This window comes from Phyllobacterium sp. YR531 (assembly GCF_000282595.1).
Taxonomy (GTDB): domain Bacteria; phylum Pseudomonadota; class Alphaproteobacteria; order Rhizobiales; family Rhizobiaceae; genus Phyllobacterium.
Genome location: NZ_AKIZ01000030.1, coordinates 16,134 through 37,946, shown reverse-complemented (window position 1 = coordinate 37,946; position 21,813 = coordinate 16,134). Strand labels below are relative to the sequence as shown.

Genomic DNA, 21,813 nt, shown 5'->3' with positions numbered 1-21,813 from the left:
TTTTCTCCTCTCTCAAGCCGTACGGCGGCGATAAATCGTGTCCAGCCAAACTGCTATGACGAGAACCACACCGACAACAATATTTTGCAATGGAGTATCCAGGCCCAGCAGCACCATTCCGGAGCTCAATGACTGCATCAGCAGCGCACCAATCATTGCTCCCGCAATCGTTCCTACACCGCCAGCCAGTGATGTGCCGCCAATAACGGCCGCAGCAATTGTCAAAAGCTCATCCAGCGTGCCCTGCGCGTTGGTCGCAGCATTCAGACGCGCTGTTGAAATAGCACCCGCTATCGCGCACAAAATACCCATGATGATAAAGATTTTCATTGTCACCCAACGGGTATTGATACCAGCAAGATCAGCCGCTTCCGGATTACCGCCCATGGCAAATACATAGCGGCCGAAGCGCGTGCGCGTTGTGACGAAAGTCATGATGATGCCCGTCGCAACTGCGATAAGAACCGGTACGGCAATACCATGCGATATGAACAACCCGCCTTCGGGAATGGTGATGCTGTTTGCCTCTGCATATTTGCGCACGATGCCGATAGGCCAGTAATAGGCGTTTGCAACCGCAACGGCACCGAGAACCAAAACACAGGCAACCGTACCCATAAACACTTCGGCCCAAACCGGGCGGCGCGGAAAATTGAACCTTTTGCGCTGGCGACGGCTATTAATGATCATGACCACGAGAGCGACGCAGGCAACAAGCCCGACGATCCAGCTCCACATAGCGCCTATCGAGCCATCCGGACCGCCACCCATCAAACGGAATGTGGAGTCCATTGGTGCCACTGTCCTGCCTGAAGTAACCCACCATGCAGCTCCGCGCCAAACGAGAAGCCCGCCTAGCGTAACGATAAATGCAGGCACTCCAAGAAATGCGATAACGAAGCCCTGAAAACCACCTATTACTGCACCGGTGACGACACCAATGGCGAGCGCGATCAGCCAGGTTGCTGAATGCTCGAATCCGATCAATTTCGGCAGAAATTCGGCCTGAGTAACACCCATGATCATACCGACGAAGCCCAGCACGGAACCGACCGAAAGATCGATATTCCGCGTGACGATGATCAGAACCATCCCTGTTGCCATGACCGCTACCGAAGAGGTTTGCACAGACAGGTTCCAGAGATTTCGAGGAGTCAGGAATTGACCGCCTGACAAAAACTGGAAAGCCAACCAGATAACCACAAGTGCTCCGATCATACCAAGCAGGCGTGTGTCGAGTTCTGTCGCCTTGAAGAAGCGGGCAACGACGCCCAGTTCGGAAGCGCGAGCGCGGTCGAGGCTAACAGCCGGATCACTCATGAGTTTTCTCCCAGTTTACTTGTTTGAACGCCGCTGACCCAAAGGACCAGCGGCGTCAAATATTGCTATGTTGCGGTCAGATTATTTGCAGGCTGCGACTGCGTCGGCTTTGACGCCCTGACAGACAACTTCCTTCTTGACCCAACCAGCATCAATGACAACGCCGAGATTGTCTTTGGTAACCGGAACTGGCGTCAGGAATACTGCATTGACTTCGACCTTGTTGGCACCGCCAGCAAACTTCTGGACGTTTGGAATTTCTTCCATCTTCTTGCCATCGGCCAGCGCAGCAGCAATGCCGGCGGCTTCCTTGCCAAGTTCACGGGAGTCCTTCCAGATCGTTACAGTCTGTGTGCCAAGAGCAACGCGGTTAAGCGCAGCAAAATCAGCATCCTGACCAGAAACCGGAACGGTGCCAGCGAGACCCTGTGCCTGCAGCGCTGCAATAGCACCTCCGGCCGTTCCGTCATTGGCGGCAACGACAGCATCAATCTTGTTGTCATTGGCAGTCAGGAACTGTTCCATGTTCTTCTGCGCGTTGGCTGGCAGCCAGCCATCGGTGTAGGCCTCACCGACATTCTTGATCTTGCCGGAGTCGATGGCATCTTTCAGCACTTCCTGAGCACCTGCAAAAAGGAAATCCGCATTTGGATCAGCAGAACTACCCTTGATAAAGGCATAATTGCCTTCCGGCTTTACAGCAAGAACACCGCGGGCCTGCATGCGCCCGACTTCCTTGTTGTCGAACGTAATATAAAACGCGTCCTTGTTTTCGATCAGACGGTCGTAGCCCACAACCGGGATGCCTTCGGCCACTGCCTTTTCGACAGCTGGCCCAATTGCACTGGAGTCCTGCGCCAGAATGATCAAAGCATTTGCGCCCTGCGAAATGAGGCTTTCAACGTCGGTCAGCTGCTTGGATGCGGAAGATTGCGCATCGGCGGAAATGTACTTGTCGCCATTTGCCTCCAAAGCCTTCTTGATCGCAGCTTCGTCGGTCTTCCAACGCTCTTCCTGGAAGTTGGACCACGACACGCCGATAATTTTGTCTTTTGCCAAAACAGGTCCTGCATACGAGATAGCCAGAACTGCTGCCCCCGCTAATGCGGCCGCATATTTTTTCATGATATCCTCCCAGTGCGCTTGGCACATTGACTGCCCAATGCTGACTTTCACCTCCAGTCAGCAATAAAACCTCTTTATTTCGAGGCTCGAAAAAAATAGTGACTTAAAATCATTTCCGTGTCAACTTGGTTCTTGGCGACGTAAGTTATTGCACCGCAACAGTTTTCTTGCGCCGCACAAAAAAGATTTCGGGAGGAAGTCATTTGTTGCTGGATGAAATTGCGCGACCGGACGATGTCCGCCGCCAGAATCGGCGGCTTATATTGGGGGCCATGCGGCAGTACGGATTGCTGTCGCGAACAGATATCGTTGCCCATACCGGCCTGAGCCCTTCGACCGTTTCGGCGATCACAACCGCGTTGATTGCCGAGGGGATAATTGGCGAGAGCCGTGACACCGAAGCCGGGTCCAACAGACGCGGAAGGCCCCAGATCGCGCTCGCATTATCGCCCGAGGTTGCCACTGTGGCAACGGTCGAGCTTGCCCTCAATCTCGTTCACGCCGTGCTGTTTGACTACACCGGGCAGGTTATAGCTGAACAGTTTCAGCGTATACCCACCCTTGAAGCAAGCACGGATGATCTGATCAAATCTGTTTCTTCAATGCTTGACGAACTCATCGAAAACAGCCCAACCCGTGCTGGTCCCCTGCTCCACATTTCCATGGGCGTGCAAGGCGTGACGGATGCGGCAAGCTCAACAATGCTCTGGTCCCCAATCACGCCGGACAGCAATATTGCTTTTGGCCAAGCGCTATCGGAACGCTACGGCGTCAAAGTAGCAGTAGCCAATGATTGCAATATGATAGCAGAAGCCCTCCGCTGGACTGACCCCGAGAATTACGCGGAGGACTTTGCTGCAATTCTTCTTTCCCACGGTATTGGCATGGGCCTCTATCTGAAGGGCAAACCTTTTCTGGGTGCTTATTCTTCCGCATCTGAATTCGGCCATATGCTGCACGTCCCAAACGGTGCTCTGTGCCGTTGCGGACGGCATGGATGCATTGAAGCTTATGCCAGTGATTACGCAATATTGCGTGATATCGCGGGCGAAGATGAAAACGCGCAACCAACGCAGGATGTCAACACTGTAGAGTTCAACAAGGTTGCTGACATTGCACGCGCAAAAGACGGCAAGGAGCGAAACGCTTTTCGCAAGGCCGGCCAAGCGATTGGGTCCGGGCTGCGCAGTCTTTTCTCGCTGATTGATCCTGTTCCTGTTGCACTTGTTGGTCCGGGAGCCGGTGTGTTTGATCTTCTGGAAAAGGATCTTCGTGCAATTGTTTCCGGCACATCCGGCTGGGGCGCTACACAAGACCTCAATATTCGCTGCTATCCCGATGAGCATCCGCTCATTCTGCAAGGGTGCATGATGACATCTCTGCTCCATCTCGACACACAAATTTTTGCTCCCGGCGACGCACCGGTCAAAAGGGCAATCCCGGCATAATTCAGGAGAATTTTATGTATCTCGGTCTTGATCTCGGCACATCAGGTGTCAAGGCATTATTGATAGACGAAAACCAGCGGATCATTGGTTCTGGCAACGGAACGCTGGAGGTCTCGCGTCCTCATTCCGGCTGGTCGGAGCAAGACCCCGCGCATTGGATACGAGCAACCGAAGATGCCGTCATGGAGCTGCAGGCAAAGCATGGCAAGGAACTTGCCGCGGTCAAAGGCATTGGGCTTTCCGGTCAGATGCATGGTGCAACATTGCTCGATGCGAACGATCAGGTTCTGCGTCCATGCATGCTCTGGAATGATACGCGAAGCCATCAAGAGGCAAGCGAGTTGGACGCCGATCCGCGGTTCCGGTCGTTGACAGGCAATATTGTTTTCCCGGGCTTCACAGCGCCAAAGGTCCTGTGGGTAAAGAACAATGAGGCAGACATCTTTAACAGGACCCGGCGCATTTTATTGCCCAAAGACTATCTGCGTCTTTGGCTGACGGGCGAACATGTTTCCGAAATGTCAGATGCAGCGGGCACTTCATGGCTCGATGTCGGCAAGCGTGAATGGTCTTCCGAGTTACTGGCAGCAACAGGTCTAAGTCTTGATCACATGCCCTCGCTTGTCGAAGGCACTGATGTGTCCGGCGTGGTGAAATCCGATATTGCCTCACGCTGGGGCATAGGTAGCAATGTTGTCGTAGCCGGTGGAGCAGGAGACAATGCTGCATCCGCATGCGGAATGGGTACTGTCGGCGAAGGTCACGCATTCATTTCATTAGGCACGTCCGGCGTACTTTTTGCGGCAAACAATTCATACTTGCCCAATCCGGAAAGTGCAGTTCATACGTTTTGCCACGCTCTACCGGATACTTGGCACCAGATGGGCGTTATCCTCTCTGCAACCGATGCATTGAACTGGTATGCGGGTATCACCTCGCGTAAACCAGCCGAACTCACCACAGAACTGGGACAGGATTTGCGCGAGCCATCCGGCGTGACATTCCTGCCCTATCTATCGGGCGAACGCACGCCACTGAATGATTCGGCCATTCGCGGATCATTCTATGGGCTGGAGCATGCAAGCAACCGGGCAGCCTTGACGCAGGCCGTTCTGGAAGGCGTTGCTTTCGCATTTCGCGATTGTCTGCATGCATTAGCTGCTGCAGGTACCAAACTTGAGCGAGTAACGGCTGTTGGCGGTGGCTCACGTTCGAATTATTGGTTGAAAACAATTGCGACAGCATTGAACATTCCAGTCGATGTCCCCGCCGATGGGGATTTTGGTGCGGCTTTTGGCGCGGCTCGGCTCGGTCTCATTGCCGCTGAGAAAGCCAGTCCGCGCGAAATCTGTGTTGCGCCTTCTACTGATTCAACGGTCGAACCAGAAACCAACCTGACCGCGCAATTTGATGCGGCTTACCAGCGATATCACAATCTCTATCCAGCACTAAAAGGAGTTCAATCATGAGCAGCGGATTTTTCGGCGATGCTAAACCAGTCAAATATGAGGGGCCGGACAGCACCAATCCGCTAGCCTATCGTTTTTACAATCCGGATGAAGTCGTTCTTGGCAAGCGTCTGGAAGATCATCTGCGCTTCGCTGTCGCCTATTGGCATTCATTTGTCTGGCCGGGTGGCGATCCCTTTGGCGGTCAAACATTCGAGCGTCCATGGTTCAATGAAACCATGGATGGTGCAAAGTTAAAGGCCGATGTCGCCTTCGAAATGTTTTCAATACTTGGCGCGCCCTACTTCTGTTTCCACGACGCAGATGTCCGTCCCGAAGGTGATACGCTCGCGGAAAGCAATAAGCGTCTGCACGAAATTGCCGACTATTTTGCCGGAAAGATGGAAACAACCGGAACCAAGCTGCTTTGGGGTACTGCCAATCTCTTCTCCAATCGCCGCTACATGTCGGGCGCAGCAACCAATCCCGATCCGGATGTCTTTGCATATGCAGCGGCAACAGTAAAAACCTGCATTGATGTCACCCAGAAGCTAAAGGGCGAAAACTACGTTCTTTGGGGTGGCCGCGAAGGCTACGAAACGCTGCTGAATACCGACATGAAGCGTGAGCTTGATCAGATGGGCCGCTTCTTGAGCCTTGTGGTCGACTACAAGCACAAGATCGGTTTCAAGGGCGCGATTCTCATTGAACCGAAGCCGCAAGAGCCGACTAAGCATCAGTATGATTATGACGCGGCAACGGTTTATGGCTTCCTCAAGCGGTTTGGTCTTGAGAATGAAGTCAAGGTCAATCTTGAACAGGGCCATGCAATTCTTGCTGGTCACTCGTTTGAGCACGAACTTGCCACCGCTGCTGCTTTGGGCATCTTCGGTTCGATTGATATGAACCGCAACGATTATCAGTCCGGCTGGGATACCGACCAGTTTCCGAACAACGTTCCGGAAGTCGCGCTCGCTTACTACGAAATTCTCAAAGCTGGCGGATTTACCTCCGGCGGCACAAATTTCGACTCCAAGCTGCGCCGCCAGTCACTCGATCCGCAAGACCTCCTGATTGCTCATATTGGTGGGATGGATACTTGTGCCCGGGGTCTCAAGGCTGCGGCGAAGATGATCGAAGACAAGGTTCTGAGTGGATTCGTCGAAGATCGTTATGCTGGTTGGTCGAAGCCTGAAGCACAGCAAATGCTCTCAGGTAAACTTTCCCTTGAAGAAATTGCTAAGAAAGTTGAGAGCGCCGCATTGCAACCGCAGCCAATTTCTGGCCGTCAGGAATATCTGGAGAATGTGGTGAACCGTTACGTTTAAACAGCCTATCTATAGGAATAAGTTCTCAGCTGAGAACTTATTCCACTCACCATTGTCAAACGTGCTGACCACCATTGATATGGATTTCCGAACCCGTCACGTAGGACGAGGCTTCGGAACATAGAAAGAAGATGGTCTCAGCAACTTCGGCAGTTTTGCCTAGCCTGCGCAGTGGCAATTGTTCGACCAATTTGTCAGTGCCCGGCGAAAGGATCGCCGTGTCGATCTCGCCGGGGGCAATGGCATTAACACGAATGCCGTGCGGACCAAAATCCGATGCCATCTCACGGGTCAAAGAAGCCAGCGCAGCCTTGGACGTGGCGTAAGCTGTACCAGCAAAAGGATGCACACGGCTGCCGGCAATGGAAGTCACATTGACCACAGACCCTTTCGCCGCTTCAAGCTCGTTGAACAATCCACGTGCAAGCATGATGGGCGCGAAGAAATTCACTTGAAATACGCTCATCCACGTCTGCATTGGCGTCTCAATGGAATCCAGTCGATTGCCTGATCCGTTTTTCGGTGAAATACCCGCATTATTGACCAAGGCATTCAGCATGCCGCCTTCGACTTTTAGCCTCTGCCTGATTTCCGATACTGCATGGTCGACATCGGCAGGATCGGCCAGATCAACCTTGATATGATCATCTGCGCCCGCCGGCCAAGGACAATTGTCGTCAAAGCTTTGGCGCGAGCACGTGATTACACGCCAACCCGCCCTAGAAAAACGCTTAACAGTGGCATGGCCAATACCGCGGCTTGCACCGGTTAGTACGAGGACCTTGCGAGGCTCTTTGTCACTCATGAAAATTACTCCGTTATCACAAGCCTTAGCCGATCAGGAGTTGAATATCGAGGCATAACATTCGCTCCGTGATTGATCCCGTCTATCGAAACCAATAACGTCAAACAAAACTGCGGGAGGAAGCATGAGCGGATATATATTGGCGATTGATCAGGGCACTACATCAAGCCGCGCCATCATTTTCGATAAGAACCGCAAGGTTGTCGGCAAGAGCCAACAAGAATTCACGCAGATCTACCCGCAATCGGGCTGGGTAGAGCATGATCCTGATGAAATATGGCAGTCCGTTCTGGCTACATGTGAAGTGGCAATTGAAAACGCCAAAATACAGGCAGGTGATGTTGCTGCTATCGGCATAACAAACCAGCGTGAAACAGTGATTGTCTGGGAGAAGACAACAGGCAAACCCATACACAACGCCATTGTCTGGCAGGACCGGCGAACGGCCTCACTTTGCCAGAAACTGAAAAAGCAGGGACTGGAAAAGAAGTTCACGCGCAAGACAGGTTTGCTCTTGGACCCTTACTTCTCCGGTACCAAGCTTTCATGGATATTGGATAAAGTTCCCGGCGCACGCAAACGTGCTGCCAATGGGGAGCTGCTTTTTGGAACCATCGATAGCTTTTTGATATGGCGCCTTACCGGCGGCAGAATTCATGCAACCGATGCTACGAACGCTTCGCGCACATTGCTTTTCAACATTGCAACGAATGAGTGGGATGACGAACTCCTCGAAATTCTTCGCATCCCACGCGCCATGCTGCCAGAGGTAAAGGATTGTGCGGCAAATTTTGGTTCTGCCGAAGCCTCTTTGTTTGGCGCAACAATTCCAATTCTGGGTGTTGCAGGAGATCAGCACGCGGCAACCATCGGGCAGGCCTGTTTTGAACCAGGCATGTTCAAGTCAACCTATGGCACAGGTTGCTTCGCGCTGCTCAACACGGGGAGCGACATGGTTTTGTCGAAGAACCGGCTTCTGACAACCATCGCCTACCGCCTTAATGGAAAGACCACCTATGCACTGGAGGGGTCCATCTTTATTGCCGGAGCAGCGGTTCAATGGCTGCGGGATGGTTTGAAAATTATCGGGTCTGCACCGGAAACCGGAAAATTGGCCGATCAAGCTGATCCCAGCCAGAATGTTTATCTTGTTCCTGCCTTTGTTGGCCTGGGTGCACCCCATTGGGATGCTGAGGCACGTGGGGCCATATATGGACTGACACGCAATTCAGGTCCGGCAGAATTTGCAAGGGCAGCGCTCGAATCAGTAGCCTATCAAACCCGCGATTTGCTCGACGCCATGCGCAAGGACTGGAAAACTTCCGATACAAAAACAGTTCTGCGCGTCGATGGCGGAATGGTTGCATCTGACTGGACAATGCAACGTCTCGCCGACATTCTCGACGCGCCCGTGGATCGGCCTACCATCCTTGAAACAACCGCATTAGGCGCTGCCTGGCTTGCCGGTTCCAAGGCGGGCCTCTGGCCTAACCGCCGTGAGTTTTCCAAGACATGGGAGAGGGATACGCGTTTTACGCCGAAAATGGACGAGAAAACCCGCAAGGCAAAAATCGCCGGATGGAAAACTGCAGTAAAACGAACGCTGACAAGCTGAGCTTCCGAGGCGTTTCGAGGTCAGCGTCTACGCTGTGCGTTGTCGCCCCACGGCAATCTCAATTGCCCATAATCAAATCAAAAAGCGTTGTCTTGCGGCCTGTCTGGCCATTTTGACCGACGTCTCCGGGTGGAACAGGTCGCGTAGAGCCAGTCTGGTCGCCAAGGCCAACCTGCGCGCCCGGATCAAGTTGGGCTGATGGTGCCGATGGGTCGACGCCTGATTCCGGCAGAATGTCATTACCTTCCTCAATAAGCTTATCGAGACGATAATCTCCAGGAAGCGGTGCAACAGGAACCCCCTTATGGGCCGCTATCATGAAGTCTTTCCAGGCAATGGCCGGTAGCGAACCACCCGTGATCTTTTTGGTGGGTTTGCCATTATCATTGCCGAACCAGACGCCTGTTGTCAGATTGGACGTATACCCGATAAACCAGGCGTCACGAAAATTCTGGCTGGTTCCGGTCTTGCCTGCCGCTGGCCAGCCAAATCTGGCTTTCGTCGCGGTGCCGGTTTCGATGGTCTGGCTAAGCATCGCATTCATCATGCTGAGATTGCGCGGGCTGACAACACGGTTCGGTGCCGGTCCCTTATACTCATAAAGCAACTTGCCGCTATTTGTGGTGACGCGGCTTATGATGTGGACCGGCGCCTTATATCCACCATTGGCAAACGGAACGAAGGAATCCGTCAATTCGAGTAGCGTTACTTCCGATGTACCGAGTGCCAAAGAAGCATTTGAGGTCAGGCTGGAATCGATACCCAACCGGTGTGCCGTGGAGACGACCGTCGCTGGCCCAACTTCCATGACCAATTGCGCCGAGACGGAATTGAGCGATCGGGCAAGTGCTTCAGCGAGGGTCACTTGGCCGAAATATTTGCCATTGTAGTTTCCGGGTGTCCATTTGCCGATACGAATTGGCGCATCATTGCGAATGGATTCAGGCGTAAGTCCCTTTTCCAACGCAGAAAGATAAACGAAAGGCTTGAAAGCTGAACCCGGCTGACGCTTTGCCTCGCTGGCCCGGTCAAACTGGCTGTTGGCATAATCATAACCACCGACAAGAGCCCGTACGGCACCTGTTCCATCGACCGAGACCAGCGCGCCTTGCGACACGTTGAGCTTTTCGCCATTGGTGCTGATAAGATCGCGGATCGAAGCTTCTCCCAGCTTCTGCAGGCCAAGATCGACTGTGGTATCGACCACGATATCATTCGGTATTTCACCAATAAGCTCGGGCAATTCTTCCATGACGCGGTCGGCAACATATTGTTCTGATCCTGACCAATAGGAAGCGGCACGGGTTGTCGGTTGCTTCATCGCAACGCTTAATTCGTCAGAACCGATCATCCCCTGCTCGCGCATCGCCGCCAGTACCAGTTGCGACCGTTCGCGGGCAGCTTTCGGATCTCGGGCGGGAGACAGGCGGGACGGTGCCTTGAGAAGACCAGCAAGAAGAGCAGCCTCCGGCAATGTCACTTCCTTGGCCGATTTGTTAAAGTATCGGTGCGACGCTGCAGCCACACCATAGGAGCCCGAACCCAGATAAACGCGGTTGAGATACATCTCCAAAATTTGCGTTTTTGTGTATTTCTGTTCAAGCCACAACGCCAACAGCACTTCCTGCACCTTGCGTTCGATTGTTCGATCAGGCGTCAGAAAAAGATTCTTTGCAAGCTGTTGTGTAATGGTTGAGCCACCCTGTACCAGACGGCCAGAAATAATATTTGTGGCCATGGCGCGGGCGAAGCCGATAGGGTCAACACCAAAATGCGAATAGAACCGACGGTCCTCAATGGCGATCACGGCCTCAGGTATATAGGGCGACATATCATGCAGGCCGATGGCCTCGCCACCGGATGCTCCCCTATTTGCAATCAGTTCACCTTCAACCGAAACGATTTTGACGTTGGGTGCGCGATCTGGGATAGCCCATGTGGTTGTCTGAGGCATTTTGGCTGCGAAATAGAGGACCGTACCTGCCAGTGCGATGCCACCCCAAATGCACAGAACGAAAGACCAATATAAAGCGCGGCGCACCAACCCGACAAAACCGCCGCTGCTTCTACTGCGCCGCGAACTCCCACGCTTTGATTTTTGGGATTTGCGCGATGTTGCCTTGCGTTTCGCCACGGGCCTATCCTCTGGATCTGCGCGCATATCATTGCCGGAACTCCGATCAGAGCCGAAGCCGGGTTCGATACGCTGCCTGCCTTTGTCGCGTGGTGCCATTGATTACAAATTCCGCCCCGATGTGCCGCCAGTAATGAGAGACACGCGTTGCAGAGTAAATGCGGCGATTTAAGGTGCGGTTAAAGAGCGGGAAGGTTAATTCCTCTTAATGCTGGCGAGGCTGATCCGGGCAACGTCTCTTTGCGTATAGACAGGAAAAGGAACGCCAATGCTCAAATATGCGGTTGCCTATCTCTCTACTGCGGTTGTCTTCTTCATTCTGGACTTTGCCTGGCTAAGCACCGTTGCGACAAGTTTTTATCGCAACCGTCTCCCGGACGTTATAAGTACAGACGTAAATTATACGGCGGCGGTTCTGTTTTACCTGATCTTTGTGGCAGGTATTGTCATCTTCGCCGTCAGTCCTGCACTGCAAACTGGCCGTTGGACGACTGCACTCGTTTATGGCGCTTTATTCGGTTTCATGGCCTATGCGACCTACGATCTTACAAATCAGGCAACATTAAAACAGTGGTCAACGGCTGTTACGGTTGTTGATATGGCTTGGGGGACTCTTGCTTCCGCTGTATCGGCTAGTCTCAGCTTTGTCCTGACAGGATGGATACTGGCAAAGCTTCAATAAGCGGATGGCGGAACAGGGAAGAAAATACTGGTGCGCCGTTGATATTCACGGAAAGCCTCACCGCGCGATCGCAGCATATGCTTTTCCAAAGGTGGCACGCCCGACACGTGCCGCAATAAAATATACATGATGGTGGGTGCAGCAAGCGCAAGCCAGCCATATGGCAGCAAGCTTCCGACTGCGACGACGGCATATGATACCCAGCCCAGCCATTCGAAGAAGTAATTCGGATGGCGAGACCATCGCCATAGGCCGACATCACAAACTTTGCCTCGATTCGCATTGTTACGCGCAAAATCTCTCAATTGCCGGTCTGCAATGGCTTCACCCGCAATTGCGATAACCATGATAAACGCACCCGCATGGTCGAAAATGTCGAGTTCTTCACCCTGCCTGCTCACGGCAATGTAGATGCAAGAGACAAGTACCCATCCGGCAACCGCTTGACTTTGCAAAAACAGGAACATGCGCCATGGTGCATGATCTCCCCACTCCTTGCGTAAGTCCGCATAGCGGGGATCATCATGGCTCTTCAAGGTTCTCAGCAAAATGTGGGTACCAAGGCGTAGGGACCAAGCAGCCAACATAGTGGCAATCAACCAGCGACGACTAGGCGATGCGCCAGGCGACATCAATACAACGCCGATCCCTGTCACCCCGACGCCATAAGACCAGAATACGTCCGCCCAACCATCATTCCCGGTTATTCGTTGCATTTGCCAGGCAACCGCCATGATCAGACAGAAAGCTACTGCAGAAAATAGCAGAAGCCCTGCCTCACCCATTGGGTTGGCCCAATATGAAATCCGTGGTGTCCTTCAATGTCGGTGCAATGAATCTCGCGGGTGAGCCCATGGCACCAATTATTCCGAGATGGCCTACACCGGGATATAATTTCACTTCAACAGAACTGCCTGCTGCGCGCAACTCATCCCCAAGACCAGTGCTATTGCGCGGATAGACTGTATTATCGCCCGTACCGTGCAGAAGCAAAACAGGAGGGTTTCTGCCGCCTGCATAATTGATGGGTTGCGATGCACCGGACGACTTCTCGGTAGCGAAGATATCTGCAATCTTTTTGTCATCCGATGGCAGAAAATTGTAAGGTCCCGAGATACCCACGAAACCTTTGAGGTCGCGAGCAGGACTTAGTCCCTCTCTATCTAACCACTCGTCATCAAGTGCCAACATCGCAGCGATGTAAGCGCCTGCAGAGTGCCCGACGAGAAAGAGCTTGGAAGGGTCACCACCATATTGTTTCGCATGGTTTCTGGCCCATTTGACCGCCATCGCGCCATCGCGCAGGAAGCCCTGATAGTGTACTTCCGGAGAAAGCCTGTAGTCAGGAACGATCGTGACAATACCTTTCGCGGCAAATGCAGATGCAACAAACTGGTAAGTCTGCTTTTCCCCGCTTTGCCAGCTACCGCCATAGAAGAACACAGCGACCGGTGCATTTCTGGCACCGCTGGGCGCATACACATCGAGCGTACGGCGTGGACCTTCTCCATAAGCAATGTTCTTCTGAACATCCGCACCATTGGCCGATGTTGCCATGTTGAGGATACGCGCCGGAGAACAGGCCGCAAATGCCAGCGCCGCCGCAATAACAACCGAAACCGTCACGATGCTGCGCACTGTCAAAATCCCATCAGTGGTTGGACAATGCGGCCGATGAGGCTTTTCATGCGCAATCGCCCGTCAACCACGGCCAGACATATACATTCTTCGTCGGGCCCTGCCCGTGGCTCATGTTCGAGACTGGCGTCGGCAATAATAAGGTCTCCAACCCCATAGTCGCCCAGTTCATCGTGCAGCGAACCTTTCAGCACCAGTGTATACTCTGTCCCGGCATGCGTATGCTCGGGGAGAACCATTCCCGGCTTGGAGCGCAGCAGCATGGGACGGGACCGGGACGGTCCTCCCTTGCCAACGGAACTCCACTGAACACCTGGAGCAAGAAACTTCCACTTGCCGATATCATAATGCTGAAGCGGATCGGGTAACGTCAGACCGTCCGGCATTTCAGCAAGCCATTTTCCCTTGTCGCGCACTGGTGCAGCGGATGAAATATCCAACCGACCCAGCACTTTTTCCAGAGAATCTGCTGACATGGTTACGGTCGGAGAATCATCAAGCATAAAGCCACCAACAGCCTCGTACTGGCGAACTCGCGCGCGGCTCTCGGAACAGAGAGCTAAATGAGCAGCTACAACAACCGCCGGGCCTTGCGATAAAGTACCCGATGCGAAGGCCATCAAAATTTCATCAGATGGACGATTATTCATTATTCTAATCCTCCCCGATCAAGCTGCGCAAACGCTGCACCGCCAGACGCAGGCGGGATTTCACCGTTCCAAGCGGCAAATCCAGCGTTTCGGCTATTTCACTGTGGGGTTTATCGTCAAAGTAATGCAGATGGATTACGCGTATCTGCTCGGGCGAAAGCGCTTTTATTGCTGTACGAATGCGCTCTTCACTTTCCGCTTTCAATAATCCTTCGGAAGGCGTCGGTTCATATTCCGGATCATGCTCTTCCAGCAAATGTTGAGCGGGATAGCGTTCCCGCCGAATAAGATCGATGCGCAGATTGCGGGCTACGGTAAATATCCATGTGGAGGCGGCGGCTTTGGCGGGATCGAACAGCGCCGCTTTTCGCCAGACCGTCAGCATCGTCTCCTGCGCCAGCTCTTCTGCCTGCCCTGCCGCCATACCCCCGCGCATGAAAAAACCTTTTATACGCGGAGCATAAAAACTGAACAGTTCGGCAAATGCCGCCTTATCTGCATGCTGGGCAATGCGTACGATCCGTGCCGAATTTTCGTCGATCTTCTTCATTCTGCGTACATAACGCCCAGCACCAGCCTTTTGTTCGCAACCATTGAACTTGCTGCGAAGCAAGATGCGCTCTGTGCTGTGTATGTCGATAAAACCAAATGTGCTGACGTCATGCATACCGCTCATACGGGGAGATCACGAAAATGGATCAGCGCCGAAACTTATCCTGATCCATTTTCGTATCTCCAACGTATTGATTGCAACCACAAGAGACAACGCCTGAACGAACATAAAGCGTTTGTTTCTTTGGACAAATGCGCGGGAGAGTGTTCGTTGAAAATTGCTGTTGTAGGGACCGGTATTTCTGGAATGTCAGCCGCGTGGCTGTTGTCGCAGAATAATGATGTCACCGTGTATGAGCGGGAACACCGTATTGGCGGTCACAGCAATACTTTCCTGATCGAAAGAGACAATGAACGCCCTTTACCAGTTGATACTGGCTTCATAGTTTTCAACGAGCACACATACCCAAACCTTACAGCACTTTTCGCCCATCTTGATGTCGAAACCGCCGCCTCCGAAATGTCATTCGCAGTTTCGCTCGATAGCGGAAAGCTCGAATATTCCGGCACAGGCTTCAGTGGGCTATTTGCCCAGCAGCGTAATTTATTCAATCCGCGTTTCTGGATGATGCTGCGGGACCTGCTCCGCTTTTACCGCGATACGCCATCTCATGCGGGTAAACTCGGCCTGATTGGACTTGGTGAGTTTCTTGAACGCGAGGGTTATGGTGCAGCGTTCCGCGATGACCATCTTCTTCCCATGGCTGCCGCCATATGGTCCGCACCTGCATCCACCTTGCTTGAATATCCCGCCGAGGCATTCATCCGATTTTGCGACAATCACGGTTTGCTGAAATTATCCAACCGGCCGTTGTGGCGCACGGTTAAAGGCGGAAGTCGTTCTTATGTTGAGCGCCTGACAGCCAGCTATAAGGATCGCGTCAAGGTCGGGTGCGCTGCCCTGTCTGTGCAGCGGGGCTTCAATCATGTCGAGATAAAGGATGTTAATGGCGAAACTGAAATCTTTGATCATGTTGTCATGGCCAGCCATGCTGATGAGACGCTTGGCTTGCTGACTGATCCTTCACCCATGGAACAGCACCTGCTTTCGGCATTTCGCTATTCGATAAACCATGCCGTCTTGCACGAAGATGAGTCCCTGATGCCCACACGGCGCTCTGTATGGTCAAGCTGGAATTATCTTGGTCACCGGCAAGAGGCCAATGCTGGCAGCCAGTTGTGTGTGACATATTGGATGAATCGGCTACAAACCTTGGAAACGGATCGGCAGTACTTCGTGACGCTCAATCCACGTCACCAACCTGACCCGCAAAAGGTATTGCATACACAGACCTACACGCATCCGGTGTTTGATAGTCAGGCGATGCAGGCGCAGAAGCAGCTTTGGCAAATGCAGGGTGAGCGCAACACCTGGTATTGTGGTGCATATTTCGGATCCGGCTTTCATGAAGATGGTTTGCAGGCTGGGCTTGCTGTCGCTGAAGATCTTGGAGGATTGCGGCGACCGTGGATGGTAGAGAACGAATCATCCCGTATTGTCCGCGTGCCACGGAACTATGGTTTGGAGATCGCAGCATGAACTCATGGAACTCAGCGATTTACGCTGGAAAGGTTACCCATAAGCGGCTGAGACCAAAGGCGCATTTCTTGCGCTATCGTATGTTTTACATGTTTTTCGATATTGATGAGCTTGGCGCATTGTCGGAGAAAAGCCGGCTGTTCTCTTATAACCGTTTCAATTTCTTCAGCTTTTTCAACAAGGATCATGGTTATAAATCGAGCACTGATGCTGCGGATAAGCATTTGAGAATCTATGCTGAAAATCGCATGAGTGAAGCGGGAATCACGCCCGATGGTGGCAAAATTCAGCTCATGACAATGCCTCGCATACTTGGTTACGTGTTTAATCCTCTTAGCGTCTATTACTGCTACGACCTTAGCCAAAGGCTACGAGTGCTGATCTACGAGGTGAACAACACTTTCGGGCAGCGTCATAGCTATATTTTTCCTCTTGGGCATGGCGTGGATGTGGCTGGTCCGTTGCATCAGCAATGTAATAAGGAGTTTTACGTCTCGCCATTTCTTGAAATGGAACTTGGGTATGACTTCACTATTACCCAGCCGGGTAGTGATGCGTCCATCGTAATAAATGCCCGTGACGATGAAGGCTTGATCATCGCAACAGCGTTCACCGGCAAGCGTCTTGCATTCGGCGATCGAGCTTTATCGAGGTTGATTTTTGCCTATCCGCTTTTGACATTGAAGGTAATTTTCGGCATTCACTGGGAAGCTTTACGACTGTGGATCAAAGGAGTTCGACTCACCATTCGTCCAACCGCGCCCCGACAAACAAAATCGGTGATCTCTGGAACAGAGACCGATTTGCGGCACGTACCTGCTCGTAATATTCGTCAATCTGCATAGACAAGGTTCTCGGAGCTTTTTGTAATCAGCTACACTAAAGGGTTGCGATAATGAGCAGCTTCCTTTAGGTCTCGGCGCTTGGTTGTCTTACAGGGTCCGCGATATGGAAAAGGCAAAGTTCACAACGGGTTTCGCACTGCTTTTGCTCGCTGCACTCGTCCTCAACATCGGTTACTTTGCTTTTACGATTGACCCGCGTGACGTGTCCGTTTCGCTGGATGAATCGGGCGCTATCGAAACCTTTCAATTGGCCTATATCGCCGGGGCGACTGCGCTGTTCCTCATTGCCGGATTGTTGCAGCATAAAGCTGGCAGAATGTTCTGCATTGGTATGGCCGTGCTTTGCATTGTCTTTTTCTTGCGCGAACTTGAGGTAGACCGTGTGGGACCGATCACAACCTATATGAACAGCAAGGTATTCCGTATTCACGAAGCAATCGTCGTTATCGGCGTGGCATGTGCTTATCTGGCTTTTCGCTGGCGTATGGTCGGTGAAATCGCACGTTTCGTGTTCAGCCCGAATGCGTGGCCGTTCTACGTTGCAGCGATCTTCCTGCTGATTGGAGCTTACTGCGATTCACAGCACGGAACAGTAGCCATGCAGATCAAGGAAGAGATTGCCGAGAGCGCAAGTTATCTGGCGTTGATGGTTACGGCTGCTGGTGTGTGCTACCAGTACTCCCGCGCTAGCGAACATAAAAACGGCATCAACGCCCTTATCATCAGCGTTTTTGTCTTGGTGTTTGCTGGCGCCTATGTGCATGGTCTTTACGTACTGGCATAAATTCCATTATCGCAATCGGATACGTTTTTCACATTGTCAGAAACGATTTGGGCATTTCCCGATACAAAGGGTTCACCGGAAATCAAACGCAGTCTTTTGCAGAGACTGGTAAGCCGCATCGATTCTTTCCGAATAGAGGCTCGGCTCAAACGCCGTAAAAATCAGACAGCGGTCATTAAGCCGCTCGGTTCAGGCATACGTCCTCTGCACAAAAACGATATCCCTCTTATTTTCCTGACCCGAAACAGCGTGAGTTTTTTACCTTCGTTTCTGGCACACTACCGCAAGATCGGTGTGACCCGCTTTTTGTGCATTGATGATCGCTCTTCTGATGCAACCCGCGATATTCTGCTGGAACAGCCCGACGTGGATTTGTTTGAGTCTCCCGCGCGCTATGGAGAAGCTGATCGTGGAAAGTTTTGGCGCCACGAACTGTTGAAACTTTACGGTATCGACCGATGGTACCTGAATGTCGATTGCGACGAGTACTTCATCTATGAAGGGTATGAAGACAAAAACTTACCCGAGTTGATTGCGGAACTCGAAGTAAAAGGTATCCGGCACTGCCCTGCGCCGATGATCGACTTTTATCCATCAGGTCCGCTTTCATCAGCAATATTTGATGGTTCCAGCGATATCATGCCTTGGACAATTGCGGATATGTTTGATGCTGCCGGCTATCATATCAGTGTAAGCAACCGTTTCATGTCGCTAACTGGTGGACCTCGCGGACGTATCCTCGACGAGCATGTCGAGTTGATGAAATATCCCCTTCTGTATGTGGAAACGCCGATGGCATTTGCGTCCAGCATCCATAAGCCGCTTCCATTTTACAGAAACTTTTCGCCCATTTGCGGGGCATTGCTTCATTTCAAGTTTTTCAGCGATGCCCTGATTTTTGCGCAAGCAGCTGTAGCTGACGGGCAATATTATGGTGGCGCACATATCTACAAGAATGTAGTTGATGTGCTTGGTTCAAACGAGAACGCCAGTCTGACTGGGCCGGACTCATTGGTTTTCCAAAGCTCCCGTCAGTTCGCCGAGTTGGGATTCTTTAGACGCCCGTAATGCTCCGACAGGGGACAAAACTAGATGCGCTTTCTCTTTATCATAGCTGATCTGGGGCCGAACGGAGTAACCTATTCAAGGCTGCGCTATGCTGGTGAACTCGCGAGGCGTGGCCATTCCGTGACCATTCTTGCCCTGGTCAATGGCGAAACAAGGCCCATTCCCGATGGTGTTGAGTTCGAAATTCTGGACCGATCGACGAACCGACTAAGCGGGATCATCCAGCAAATCAAATCTGCCCTGCGGCTGCGACAATGGTTCAAACGGGCCACCCGCATCCAGCCTTTTGATTTTGTTTCTTCCTCGTTGACACCAGCGGACCGTGTCGTCGCCAGAGCAGGACTTATAAATGTGCATCATTGGATTCACATTGCTACGTCCGAGCTTATCGCCAGTGTTGCAAATCCGAAAAAAAGGCAACGCCGCAGACAGCTGTTACGCGCCATCTATCACGGAAAACCTGTTATAGGCGTGTCTCGGGGCGTCATTGACGATCTCGCAAAACTGAATGCCACTCCTTCCCGAGCAACCCTCGTACACAATGGCTATGATGTAGAACATATAAAGGCGTTGGCAGCGCAAAAGCCTGCCGATTTACCTGCTGAGCCATATTACATCCACGTTGGTCGCTTTGCTGCAGCCAAACGACATGACGTGCTGTTTGAGGGCTTGAGGCGCAGCGGGTCGACACGCAAACTCCTGCTCCTGACGGACAAGCCTGATGAAGCAATTGATCTGGCGCGGCAACATGCACTGGATGGCCGTGTATTGGCACTTGATTTTCGCGACAATCCTTTTGCGTATATGGCTGGTGCGGAAGCTTTGTTACTCTCATCCGACCTTGAAGGCTTTCCCAACGTTCTGGTCGAGAGTTTCATTTCGGGAACTCCGGTCATATCCACTGATTGCCCTTATGGTCCGTCCGAGATTTTAACAGGCCCTTACGCAGAGTGGCTGGTTCCGACAGGAAACCCTGACGCTTTATCAGAAAGAATCCGGGCGTTTGAATCCTCGCCATATGAGATTGAACCTTGGCTCTATCAGCGCTTCACCCTCGCCGGATCAATGGATCAACTTGAAGAACTCGCGCGTCTTCCGGAAAAGCCTTCTTTGGGAAAGTTCTGCGCGCTGCTTTGATTTGACCCCGCGCCGATTGAGAAACAAGCGCGAAGGCATTAGTCTTGGTCCACCAATCAGGAAATCGTTCATGCGCTATCTCATTCTTGCAGGTCTTACTCTTGCTATTAGCGGCTGTGGCGGCGGCGCCATCAAGCGGCTTAGCCCCTCCCCCGATTCAGAAGCTCAGTACCGTCTTGGCGGATGTCAGCTGCGCGGGCATGGGGTGTGCAAAGATATGCGGCAATTAGAGACGCAGGATGCACCCGCTCAATAGCAAAAGATTATTATCTGCAGCCTCTTGAAAATTCCTTTTATCGGCTATACTTTATTCCTTGCGTAACGAGCGGTTCTCCTCCCATTTTTTCGCTCGTTATGTGTTCCCCTCTGGACGCATTAGCGTTCACAATTCGCCGGGCTCTTGCCCGGCTTTTTTGTTTTTGTACTATTTCCCATCGCCCCATATGCATCACCCGAATTTTACTTCCTATTTTCACTCTTCGTGTATCAAAGATCGAACTGGGGTCAGGGAGCACATCAATGAATGCCGCGGAGAGGATACGCGTCGACTGGGTCGATATTGCCAAGGGCATCTGCATTATTTTTGTCGTAATGATGCATTCGGTGCTGGGTGTCGAGAACGAAGCTGGGGCTTCAGGATGGATGCACCCCGTTGTTGCTTTTGCACAACCGTTCCGCATGCCGGACTTTTTCCTCATTTCCGGTCTTTTTCTCAGCATTGTCATCAACCGCTCATGGTTGCGCTACGTTGACCGAAAGGTCGTGCACTTCGCTTATTTTTACGTGCTTTGGTTGACCATTCAATTTCTGTTCAAAGCCCCGGGCATTGTCGGCGAAACGGGCGTCTCGGGTGCTGCAACGGCCTATGCAGTGGCCTTCGTGCAGCCGTTCGGCACTTTGTGGTTCATATATCTCCTGCCAATTTTCTTCATTGTTACCCGGCTGTTGAAGGCAGCCAACATCTGGCTGATCCTTGCAGCAGCTGCGTTCCTGGAAACATTACCTATCCATACGGGCTGGCTCGTCATTGACGAGTTTTGCAGCCGTTATGTCTATTTCTATGCAGGATATGCTTTCGCGCCTGCTATTTTCAAACTTGCAGAGACTTTGCGTGCAAGGCCAGCAGTCGCGGCGATCATTTTATGCATATGGGCAGTATTGAATGGTTGGCTGGTCTTCCACCCCGCATCTACACCATTCAACGCTTGGATACCGCTGGAAAGCTATACTTCCGGCGGTCTCGGGGGGTGGGCGACTGTTCCAGTCATTTCACTCATCGCCGGTTTTGCCGGGGCATTAGCCATAGTCTCAATCTCTTCCCTTATGGCAGCTTTACCCTGGAAGCAGATTACCTCGCCTCTTCGCTGGCTTGGGGCACATTCTATCGTCGTTTATCTGGCGTTCTTCCTACCCATGGCGATAGCCCGCACTGTCTTGCTCAAAAGTGGCATCATTTCGGATATCGGCACAATATCTTTCCTGACACTGATATCCGGCGTCATTGGTCCGGTAATTCTATATGGCCTCATCCAATTGACCGGGTATGGCCAGTTTTTGTTCAAACGGCCAGCGTGGGCGCACATAGATCGCGCTCCACGCAATGAGGCGGTTGTGGCAACTGCTGCGCGGTGACG

19 protein-coding genes are annotated in these 21,813 nt (G+C 52.2%); 11 read left to right on the top strand and 8 right to left on the bottom strand.

Annotated features, from left to right (window positions below):
- Window positions 1-12 precede the first annotated feature (12 nt).
- Window positions 13-1,320, bottom strand: a complete 1,308-nt coding sequence (locus tag PMI41_RS17345; RefSeq protein WP_008127004.1) for a sugar ABC transporter permease — start codon at window positions 1,318-1,320, stop codon at window positions 13-15.
- 81 nt (window positions 1,321-1,401) lie between these two features.
- Window positions 1,402-2,445: a D-xylose ABC transporter substrate-binding protein gene (gene xylF / locus PMI41_RS17340; RefSeq protein WP_008127003.1), complete on the bottom strand. Its 1,044-nt coding sequence runs from the start codon at window positions 2,443-2,445 to the stop codon at window positions 1,402-1,404.
- A gap of 206 nt (window positions 2,446-2,651) precedes the next feature.
- Between xylF and PMI41_RS17335 the strand changes: the two genes are divergently transcribed.
- The 3 genes from PMI41_RS17335 to xylA are packed head-to-tail and all read left to right on the top strand — an operon-like array spanning window position 2,652 to window position 6,669.
- On the top strand, window positions 2,652-3,893 hold the full coding sequence (locus tag PMI41_RS17335) for an ROK family transcriptional regulator (RefSeq protein WP_008127002.1): 1,242 nt from the start codon (window positions 2,652-2,654) through the stop codon (window positions 3,891-3,893).
- 14 nt (window positions 3,894-3,907) lie between these two features.
- Entirely contained in the window at window positions 3,908-5,362 is a 1,455-nt protein-coding gene (gene xylB / locus PMI41_RS17330) for a xylulokinase (RefSeq protein ID WP_008127001.1), read from the top strand.
- On the top strand, window positions 5,359-6,669 hold the full coding sequence (gene xylA, locus PMI41_RS17325) for a xylose isomerase (protein ID WP_008126999.1): 1,311 nt from the start codon (window positions 5,359-5,361) through the stop codon (window positions 6,667-6,669). Before xylB ends, xylA begins: the two co-directional genes overlap by 4 nt.
- Window positions 6,670-6,724: 55 nt before the next feature.
- Here xylA and PMI41_RS17320 read toward each other — a convergent pair whose 3' ends face one another.
- Window positions 6,725-7,474, bottom strand: coding sequence for an SDR family oxidoreductase (locus PMI41_RS17320; protein WP_008126998.1), 750 nt, complete (start codon window positions 7,472-7,474; stop codon window positions 6,725-6,727).
- A gap of 124 nt (window positions 7,475-7,598) precedes the next feature.
- On the opposite strand from PMI41_RS17320, the gene glpK reads away from it, so the two are divergent.
- Window positions 7,599-9,089 carry a glycerol kinase GlpK gene (gene glpK, locus PMI41_RS17315; RefSeq protein ID WP_008126996.1) on the top strand — a complete coding sequence of 497 codons (1,491 nt, stop codon included), beginning with the start codon at window positions 7,599-7,601 and terminating at the stop codon, window positions 9,087-9,089.
- A 58-nt stretch (window positions 9,090-9,147) separates the two neighbouring features.
- On the opposite strand, the gene PMI41_RS17310 is transcribed toward glpK, so the two are convergent.
- On the bottom strand, window positions 9,148-11,322 hold the full coding sequence (locus PMI41_RS17310) for a transglycosylase domain-containing protein (protein WP_008126995.1): 2,175 nt from the start codon (window positions 11,320-11,322) through the stop codon (window positions 9,148-9,150).
- Window positions 11,323-11,491: 169 nt separating this feature from the next.
- Here PMI41_RS17310 and PMI41_RS17305 point away from each other — a divergent pair, with 169 nt between their 5' ends.
- Window positions 11,492-11,905: a DUF2177 family protein gene (locus PMI41_RS17305; protein ID WP_008126994.1), complete on the top strand. Its 414-nt coding sequence runs from the start codon at window positions 11,492-11,494 to the stop codon at window positions 11,903-11,905.
- On the opposite strand, the gene PMI41_RS17300 is transcribed toward PMI41_RS17305, so the two are convergent.
- Genes PMI41_RS17300 through PMI41_RS17285 form a run of 4 tightly spaced genes read right to left on the bottom strand, consistent with a single transcriptional unit; the run spans window position 11,899 to window position 14,869 of the window.
- Complete coding sequence (locus PMI41_RS17300; RefSeq protein ID WP_008126993.1) at window positions 11,899-12,690, bottom strand: DUF1295 domain-containing protein; 792 nt, start codon at window positions 12,688-12,690, stop codon at window positions 11,899-11,901. The genes PMI41_RS17305 and PMI41_RS17300 overlap by 7 nt on opposite strands.
- Window positions 12,683-13,543 carry an alpha/beta hydrolase gene (locus PMI41_RS17295; RefSeq protein ID WP_008126992.1) on the bottom strand — a complete coding sequence of 287 codons (861 nt, stop codon included), beginning with the start codon at window positions 13,541-13,543 and terminating at the stop codon, window positions 12,683-12,685. The genes PMI41_RS17300 and PMI41_RS17295 overlap by 8 nt, the downstream gene beginning before the upstream one ends.
- 2 nt (window positions 13,544-13,545) lie before the next feature.
- Window positions 13,546-14,193, bottom strand: a complete 648-nt coding sequence (locus PMI41_RS17290; protein WP_008126991.1) for a ChrR family anti-sigma-E factor — start codon at window positions 14,191-14,193, stop codon at window positions 13,546-13,548.
- A gap of 4 nt (window positions 14,194-14,197) precedes the next feature.
- Window positions 14,198-14,869: a sigma-70 family RNA polymerase sigma factor gene (locus PMI41_RS17285; RefSeq protein WP_244423968.1), complete on the bottom strand. Its 672-nt coding sequence runs from the start codon at window positions 14,867-14,869 to the stop codon at window positions 14,198-14,200.
- 147 nt (window positions 14,870-15,016) lie between these two features.
- Between PMI41_RS17285 and PMI41_RS17280 the strand changes: the two genes are divergently transcribed.
- The 6 genes from PMI41_RS17280 (at window position 15,017) to PMI41_RS17250 (ending at window position 21,811) form a co-directional block, all read left to right on the top strand.
- A complete protein-coding gene (locus tag PMI41_RS17280; protein WP_008126989.1) occupies window positions 15,017-16,345 on the top strand; it encodes an NAD(P)/FAD-dependent oxidoreductase in 1,329 nt (442 codons plus the stop codon).
- Window positions 16,342-17,190, top strand: coding sequence for a DUF1365 family protein (locus tag PMI41_RS17275; RefSeq protein ID WP_008126988.1), 849 nt, complete (start codon window positions 16,342-16,344; stop codon window positions 17,188-17,190). The genes PMI41_RS17280 and PMI41_RS17275 overlap by 4 nt, the downstream gene beginning before the upstream one ends.
- A gap of 103 nt (window positions 17,191-17,293) precedes the next feature.
- Window positions 17,294-17,974: a hypothetical protein gene (locus tag PMI41_RS17270; RefSeq protein WP_008126986.1), complete on the top strand. Its 681-nt coding sequence runs from the start codon at window positions 17,294-17,296 to the stop codon at window positions 17,972-17,974.
- Window positions 17,975-18,007: 33 nt separating this feature from the next.
- A complete protein-coding gene (locus PMI41_RS17265) occupies window positions 18,008-19,042 on the top strand; it encodes a glycosyltransferase family 2 protein (RefSeq protein WP_008126985.1) in 1,035 nt (344 codons plus the stop codon).
- A gap of 24 nt (window positions 19,043-19,066) precedes the next feature.
- The gene (locus PMI41_RS17260) at window positions 19,067-20,179 is read left to right on the top strand and encodes a glycosyltransferase (protein ID WP_008126984.1); all 1,113 of its coding nucleotides are present in this window, start codon (window positions 19,067-19,069) and stop codon (window positions 20,177-20,179) included.
- 519 nt (window positions 20,180-20,698) lie between these two features.
- On the top strand, window positions 20,699-21,811 hold the full coding sequence (locus PMI41_RS17250; protein WP_008126981.1) for an acyltransferase family protein: 1,113 nt from the start codon (window positions 20,699-20,701) through the stop codon (window positions 21,809-21,811).
- Window positions 21,812-21,813: the final 2 nt, after the last annotated feature.